4 protein-coding genes are annotated in these 6,000 nt (G+C 76.1%); 1 reads left to right on the top strand and 3 read right to left on the bottom strand.

The genetic code is table 11. From position 1 onward, the window contains the following. Positions 1–496: 496 nt before the first annotated feature. From AB0E83_RS07680 to gdhA, 3 genes are all read right to left on the bottom strand, one after another. Complete coding sequence (locus AB0E83_RS07680; protein ID WP_362107407.1) at positions 497–1,735, bottom strand: DUF6596 domain-containing protein; 1,239 nt, start codon at positions 1,733–1,735, stop codon at positions 497–499. Further along, positions 1,732–2,094 (bottom strand): YciI family protein, encoded by a 363-nt coding sequence (locus tag AB0E83_RS07685; RefSeq protein ID WP_362107409.1) that lies wholly within the window; start codon positions 2,092–2,094, stop codon positions 1,732–1,734. The genes AB0E83_RS07680 and AB0E83_RS07685 overlap by 4 nt, the downstream gene beginning before the upstream one ends. Before the next feature lie 139 nt (positions 2,095–2,233). After that, the gene (gdhA, locus tag AB0E83_RS07690; protein ID WP_362107412.1) at positions 2,234–3,607 is read right to left on the bottom strand and encodes an NADP-specific glutamate dehydrogenase; all 1,374 of its coding nucleotides are present in this window, start codon (positions 3,605–3,607) and stop codon (positions 2,234–2,236) included. Between the two features lie 272 nt (positions 3,608–3,879). Between gdhA and AB0E83_RS07695 the strand changes: the two genes are divergently transcribed. Beyond that, complete coding sequence (locus tag AB0E83_RS07695) at positions 3,880–5,871, top strand: PIG-L family deacetylase (protein ID WP_362107415.1); 1,992 nt, start codon at positions 3,880–3,882, stop codon at positions 5,869–5,871. The last annotated feature ends 129 nt before the right edge of the window (positions 5,872–6,000 follow it).

Genomic DNA, 6,000 nt, shown 5'->3' on the forward strand with positions numbered 1-6,000 from the left:
TCTTCGTAACGCTCCGGAACCCGGGGGGTTCGCGTCCTTCCTCCGACCCACGCGGTCGGGCGTGTCGCACTCCCTCTACGAAGAACTCCCGAAGGATTTCCCAACCAAGGGGGTGCGGGCCGAGGACCGCGGAGCGGGGGTGGACACCCGCCGGGTGCCTGGCCGGTACCCCGCTGACGCTTCCCGGAAGATTCCCGTACGTCCGCTCCTGAGAAGGAGCGACGAGTACTGTGGGACTCGCTTCCGGTCCCCCCGGCGGGAGGCGCGCAGCATCGGCACTCAACCGAGCAACCCCGCTAGTCTGCCATACGGCCCCTCCGGGCCGCCAATCGGGGGCGAAGACTGTACCCCACGTCACGTACGGGCACACGCGAGGGGCGCGCGGCCTCGTGAACGCGCCGGCTTCCCCTCGGGGGAGGCCATGGCCCCGGCACGCTCCGCACCGCGCCGTCACCACCGCCGGGGGACCGTTCGACGCCGCGTGGGCCGTACGGGCTCAGCCCAGCCGCCGGGCCCGCTCCGTCAGGTGCCGGCGCTCCGGCGCGCTGGTCGTGCGGCGGGCCGCCTCGCGGTAGGCCGTCGCCGCCGCCTCCGGGGCGCCGGACAGTTCGAGGAGATGGGCCCGGGTCGCCAGGAGGCGGTGGTGGCGGGCCAGCCGCTTGTCGGCGGCCAGGACGTCGAGCAGGGCGAGGCCCGCCCCGGGGCCGTGGACCATGGCGACCGCCACCGCGCGGTTCAGGGTGACCATCGGGTTGGGGCCGGTCCGCTCCAGGAGCTCGTACAGGGCGAGGATCTGCGGCCAGTCGGTCGCCTCCGCCGACTCCGCCTCGTCGTGCACCGCCGCGATCGCCGCCTGGATCTGGTACGGGCCGACCCGGCCGCGCGGCAGGGTGCGGCTGATCAGGGCGATGCCCTCCGCGGCCAGGGCCGCGTCCCAGCGGCTCCGGTCCTGCTCGGCCAGCGGCACCAGTTCGCCGTGCGGGCCCGTGCGGGCCGGGCGGCGGGCGTCGGTGAGGAGCATCAGGGCCAGCAGGCCGGCCGTCTCGGCGTCCTCGGGGACCAGCCGGTGCAGCAGCCGGGCCAGCCGGATCGCCTCCGCGGACAGCTCCGGCGCGGTCAGCTCCTCGCCGCCGCTCGCCGTGTACCCCTCGTTGAAGACCAGGTAGAGCACGTGCCGGACCTCGGCGAGCCGGGCCGTGCGGTCCTCGCCCTCCGGCAGCGCCAGCACGTCCCCGGCCGCCCGGACGGTCTGCTTGGCGCGGCTGATCCGCTGCGCCATCGTCGCCTCCGGCACCAGGAACGCGGCGGCGATCTGCGCCGTGGTGAGACCGCCGACCGCGCGCAGGGTCAGCGCGATCCGGCTGGGCGGCGACAGGTCCCGGTGGCAGCAGAGGAAGAGCAGCGCGAGCGAGTCGTCCGCCTCCTCCCCCGCCTCGTCGGCGGCGGGCGCGAGCAGCTCCGCCGCCGGGATGGCGAGCGCGAGCGCGTCCTCGCGGCGCCGGCGCGCGGCCTCGCTGCGCACCTGGTCGACGTACCTGCGCTGGGCGACCGCGAGCAGCCAGCTCCCCGGCCGCTCGGGCACGCCCTGCTCCGGCCACTGCCGGGCCGCCGCGATCAGCGCCTCCTGGACGGCGTCCTCGCAGCCGTAGAAGTCGCCGTGGCGGCGGACGAGCGCGCCGAGGACCCGCGGGGCGCTCGCCCGCAGCAGCTCCTCGACGCCGGCCGGCTCGCTCACACGTCCGCCGCGGACTCGTGCAGGACCGGCCACAGCTCCACCGGGTCCACGTCGGCGAAGGGCATGTCCGCGGCGATCGCCTGGGCGCGCTCCGGGGACTCGCAGTCCAGCAGGTAGAAGCTGGCCAGGTACTCCTTGGTCTCCAGGTAGGGGCCGTCGGTGACGGCCGGGGCGCCGCCCTCGCGGCGCACCAGCTGGGCGGCGGCCGCGTCGGCGAGCCCGTACGCGCCGATCAGCTCGCCGGTCTCCCGGTACTTCCGGTTGAAGGCCTCCTGGCGGGCGATCGCCTCGGGCCACGCCTCGGCCGGGAAGGAGTCCCACTTGGCCTGGTTGCCGTAGATCATCGCGACGTACTTCATCTTCGGGTTCCTCCCCGTCCCCGCGCGCCCTCGCGGCGCGCTGTCACCCTACGGTCGGAGCGGGGCGGGGATCCTCGACATCCCCCGGAAAGATCTTCGAAGAAAATTCTTCCGGGGGGTCGGAGGGCGGGGAACGGGGTCAGATCACGCCCTGCGCCAGCATCGCGTCCGCGACCCGCTCGAAGCCCGCGATGTTGGCGCCGGTGACGTAGTCGCCGGGGGCGCCGTACCGCTCGGCGGTCTCGTGGCAGGTGCGGTGGATGCCGGTCATGATCGCGGCCAGCTCCTCCTCGACCCGGGCCGCGGTCCAGGACGTACGGGAGTGGTTCTGGGCCATCTCCAGGGCGCTGACGGCGACGCCGCCCGCGTTGGCGGCCTTGCCGGGGCCGAAGGCGACGCCGGCCCGCTGGAGGAGGTGGACGGCCTCGGCGGTGGTGGGCATGTTGGCGCCCTCGGCGACGGCCTTGACGCCGTTGCGGATCAGCGCGGCGGCGTCCTGTTCGCCCAGCTCGTTCTGGGTCGCGGACGGCAGGGCGACGTCGGCGGGGACCTCCCAGACGCGGCCGCCGGGGACGAAGCGGGCGGAGCCGCCGCGCCGCTCGGCGTAGTCGGCGACCCGGCCGCGCTCGACCTCCTTGACCTGCTTGAGCAGGTCGAGGTCGATGCCCTTGTCGTCGTAGACGTAGCCGCTGGAGTCGGAGCAGGTCAGCGGGTTGGCGCCGAGGGCGAGCAGCTTCTCGATCGTGTACAGCGCCACGTTGCCCGAGCCGGAGACGACGGCGCTCTGGCCCTCCAGGTCCTCGCCGCGCTCGCGGAGCATCGCGGCGGCGAAGAGGACGCTGCCGTAGCCGGTGGCCTCCGGGCGGATCGCGGAGCCGCCCCAGCCGGTGCCCTTGCCGGTGAGGACGCCGGCCTCCCAGCGGTTGGTGATCCGCCGGTACTGGCCGAAGAGGTAGCCGATCTCCCGGCCGCCGACGCCGATGTCGCCGGCGGGGACGTCGGTGTGCTCGCCGAGGTGGCGGTAGAGCTCGGTCATGAAGGACTGGCAGAAGCGCATGACCTCGGCGTCGCTGCGGCCGTGCGGGTCGAAGTCGCTGCCGCCCTTGCCGCCGCCGATGCCGAGGCCGGTGAGGGCGTTCTTGAAGATCTGCTCGAAGCCGAGGAACTTGACGATGCCGAGGTTCACCGACGGGTGGAAGCGCAGGCCGCCCTTGTACGGGCCGAGCGCGCTGTTGAACTCGACGCGGTAGCCGCGGTTGACGTGCGTGCGGCCGCGGTCGTCCTGCCACGGGACCCGGAAGATGATCTGCCGCTCGGGCTCGACGAGCCGCTCCAGGAGGCCGGGTTCGGCGTACTCGGGGCGGGCGGCGAGCACCGGCGCGAGGGTGTCGAGCACCTCGTGGACGGCCTGGTGGAACTCGGGCTGGGCCGGGTTGCGGCGCTCGATCTCGACGCGCAGGGCGTCGAGCGCGGACCGGGCGGCGGTGGTCGCGGCGGTGGGCTGGGACGGCACGGAGTACCCCCTTCTGGCACGGCTGCGCGCCAGGGAAGCGGTGCGGGACTCGGCGCCGTTGCCGAGCCGTTGACGAGCGGCGTCCTCGCGCGCCCCCGCACCTGTGGGACCGCCGCAGGACCCCACTGTTACACCCATGTGAATGCACGCACCAGTAAGCATTCCGGTCCGTCCGGCATGCGAGACGTCCCCGGACCGCCCGCCGACGGGCAACCCCGGCCCCGCGACAGCCGTCTAGCCAGGGACCGATCCCGGGGGAAGGGCCATCCGACGTGCACAGACCGTCCCGCCGTACGCTCCTGGCCGCCGCCCTGGCGGGCCTGGCCGCCACGGTCGCCGCCGGCTGCTCCGTACCGGCCCCGCGCCGGACCGCCCCGGCCGCCGACCCGGCGCCGGGCAAGGCGCTCGCCACCGGGGAGCCGGGCCGGGCGCTGCTGTTCCAGATCGTCGCGCACCCGGACGACGACCTGTACTTCATGAACCCGGACGCGCAGCGGCTGCTCGACGCCGGGGTGCCGCTGGTCTCGGTCTACGTGACGGCCGGCGAGCACACCGGGGTCAACCGGGTCGCGGGCATGCCCCCGGCCGCGCCGGACCGGGCCGCGTACTCCTCCGCCCGCCGCCAGGGCCTGCGGCAGAGCTACGCGGAGGCGCTGGGCCTGCCGCGCTTCACGCCGTGGCGGCGCGGCGCGCTGGCGCTCGGCGGCGGCCGGACGGCCGAACGGGCGGTCCTGGAGCACGGCGGGCGCCGGGTCGAACTGCTCTTCCTGGACCTGCCGATGCACACCCCGCGCCGGTACATGGCGCTGCCCGCGCTGTGGGAGGACCGGGGGGCGCTCGAACTGCCCGCGCACCGCTCGGCGGGCTCGCCGGTCGCGCGCTCGGGGCCGTACGACCACGACGGTCTGGTGGCGGCCCTGACCGGGCTGCTGCGCCGCTACCGGCCGACGGTGGTGCACACCCTCGACCCGGATCCGGACGTCCAGCCGGGGGACGACGCGACCCGCCGCCGGAACTCCGAGCAGCCGGGCTACTCGGACCACGGGGACCACACGGCGGTGGCCTGTTTCAGCTGGGCGGCGCTGGTGCGCTGGGTGGCGGAGGAGGTGCGGGCCGGGGCGCCGGTGCCGGTCTTCGCGGCGAGCGCCTTCCGCGGCTACTACAACCGGCACTGGCCGAAGAACCTGCCGCCGGGGGTGCTGGCGGGGAAGGCGGCCCGGCTCGTCCCGTACGGCGGCGATCCGTCCTGGGCGTGCGGGAACCCCTCGGGGTGCGGGGACTACGGCGTGGGCGGCGACCGGCCGCTGACCAACCGCAAGGGCTGGGTCCGCTCGACGCACCACCGCTGGCCGGGCGCCGGTCCGCGGCTCGCCGAGGAGCCGGACGGGCGGCTCGCCGCGTACGCGGTGGCGGGGCTGCGGGCGGTCCGGCTGCGGGAGACGGCGCCCGGGGTGTGGGGCGGCCCGGAGGACCTGGGCGGCGGGCCGCTGGCGCCGTCGCTGGGCTCGGCGGTGCTGCCGGACGGGCGGCTGCTGCTCTTCGGGGTGCGGTTCGCGGCCCTGGAGGGGCATGGCGGGCCGAACCGGCGGGAGGTGGTCCTCCTCGAACAGCGTTCTCCCGGCGGGCCGTTCCTGCCCTGGCGGGGTCTCGGCACCCCGGACCGGGGCGCGGAGCGCAGCCGCCGGCTCGGTGCCCCGGTGGCGGTGGCGGCCCCGGACGGGCGGGTCCGCCTCTACGTGCGGAACGCGGCGCGGGGCGTCGCCGAGCGGGTCCGCGCGCCGGACGGCTCCTGGGGGCCGTGGCGGGCGCTGCCGGGGGACGCGGTGGTGCAGGACGGATTCGCGGTCTCGGCGGACGCGGCGGGCCGTGTCCACCTGTACGCGGCGGGCCGGAAGTCCGTACGGCACTGGGTGGACGGGCGGGAGGCGCCGGGGGCGCTGCCGCTGTCGGGTTCGACGGTGGCGAGCGCGGACGGCGGGCTGTACTTCCGGGCGCCGGCCTCGGCGCGGCTGCTCGGCCCGGACGGCGCCGACGCGGGCCTGGACGGCCACGGGGAGGTGCGGGCGGCGCGCTCCGGCGCGCTGGGCACGGTGCTGCTGGGGACGGACGCGGCGGGGCGGGCGTGCGTGCGGGCCGGGGGCCGGCTGCGGACCCGGACCGGCGGCCCGGTGGCGGTGGGGGCGCCCGCGCTCCACGTGGGCGCCCGGGGGATCACGGTGGTGGGCCTGGGGCCGGACGGACGGCCCTGGTCCTGGCGGCCGTGAGCCGCGGCGCACGGAAACGCGAGAAGGCCCCGCACCGTCCGGTGCGGGGCCTTCCCCTAATGCGCAGCGGCTCCAGCGAGCCACCCGGTCAGTTAAGATCGGAAGAGCGTGGGGGTGGGAAAGAGTGTG

It is taken from the genome of Streptomyces sp. NPDC035033 (genome assembly GCF_040636735.1).
Classification (GTDB): domain Bacteria; phylum Actinomycetota; class Actinomycetes; order Streptomycetales; family Streptomycetaceae; genus Streptomyces.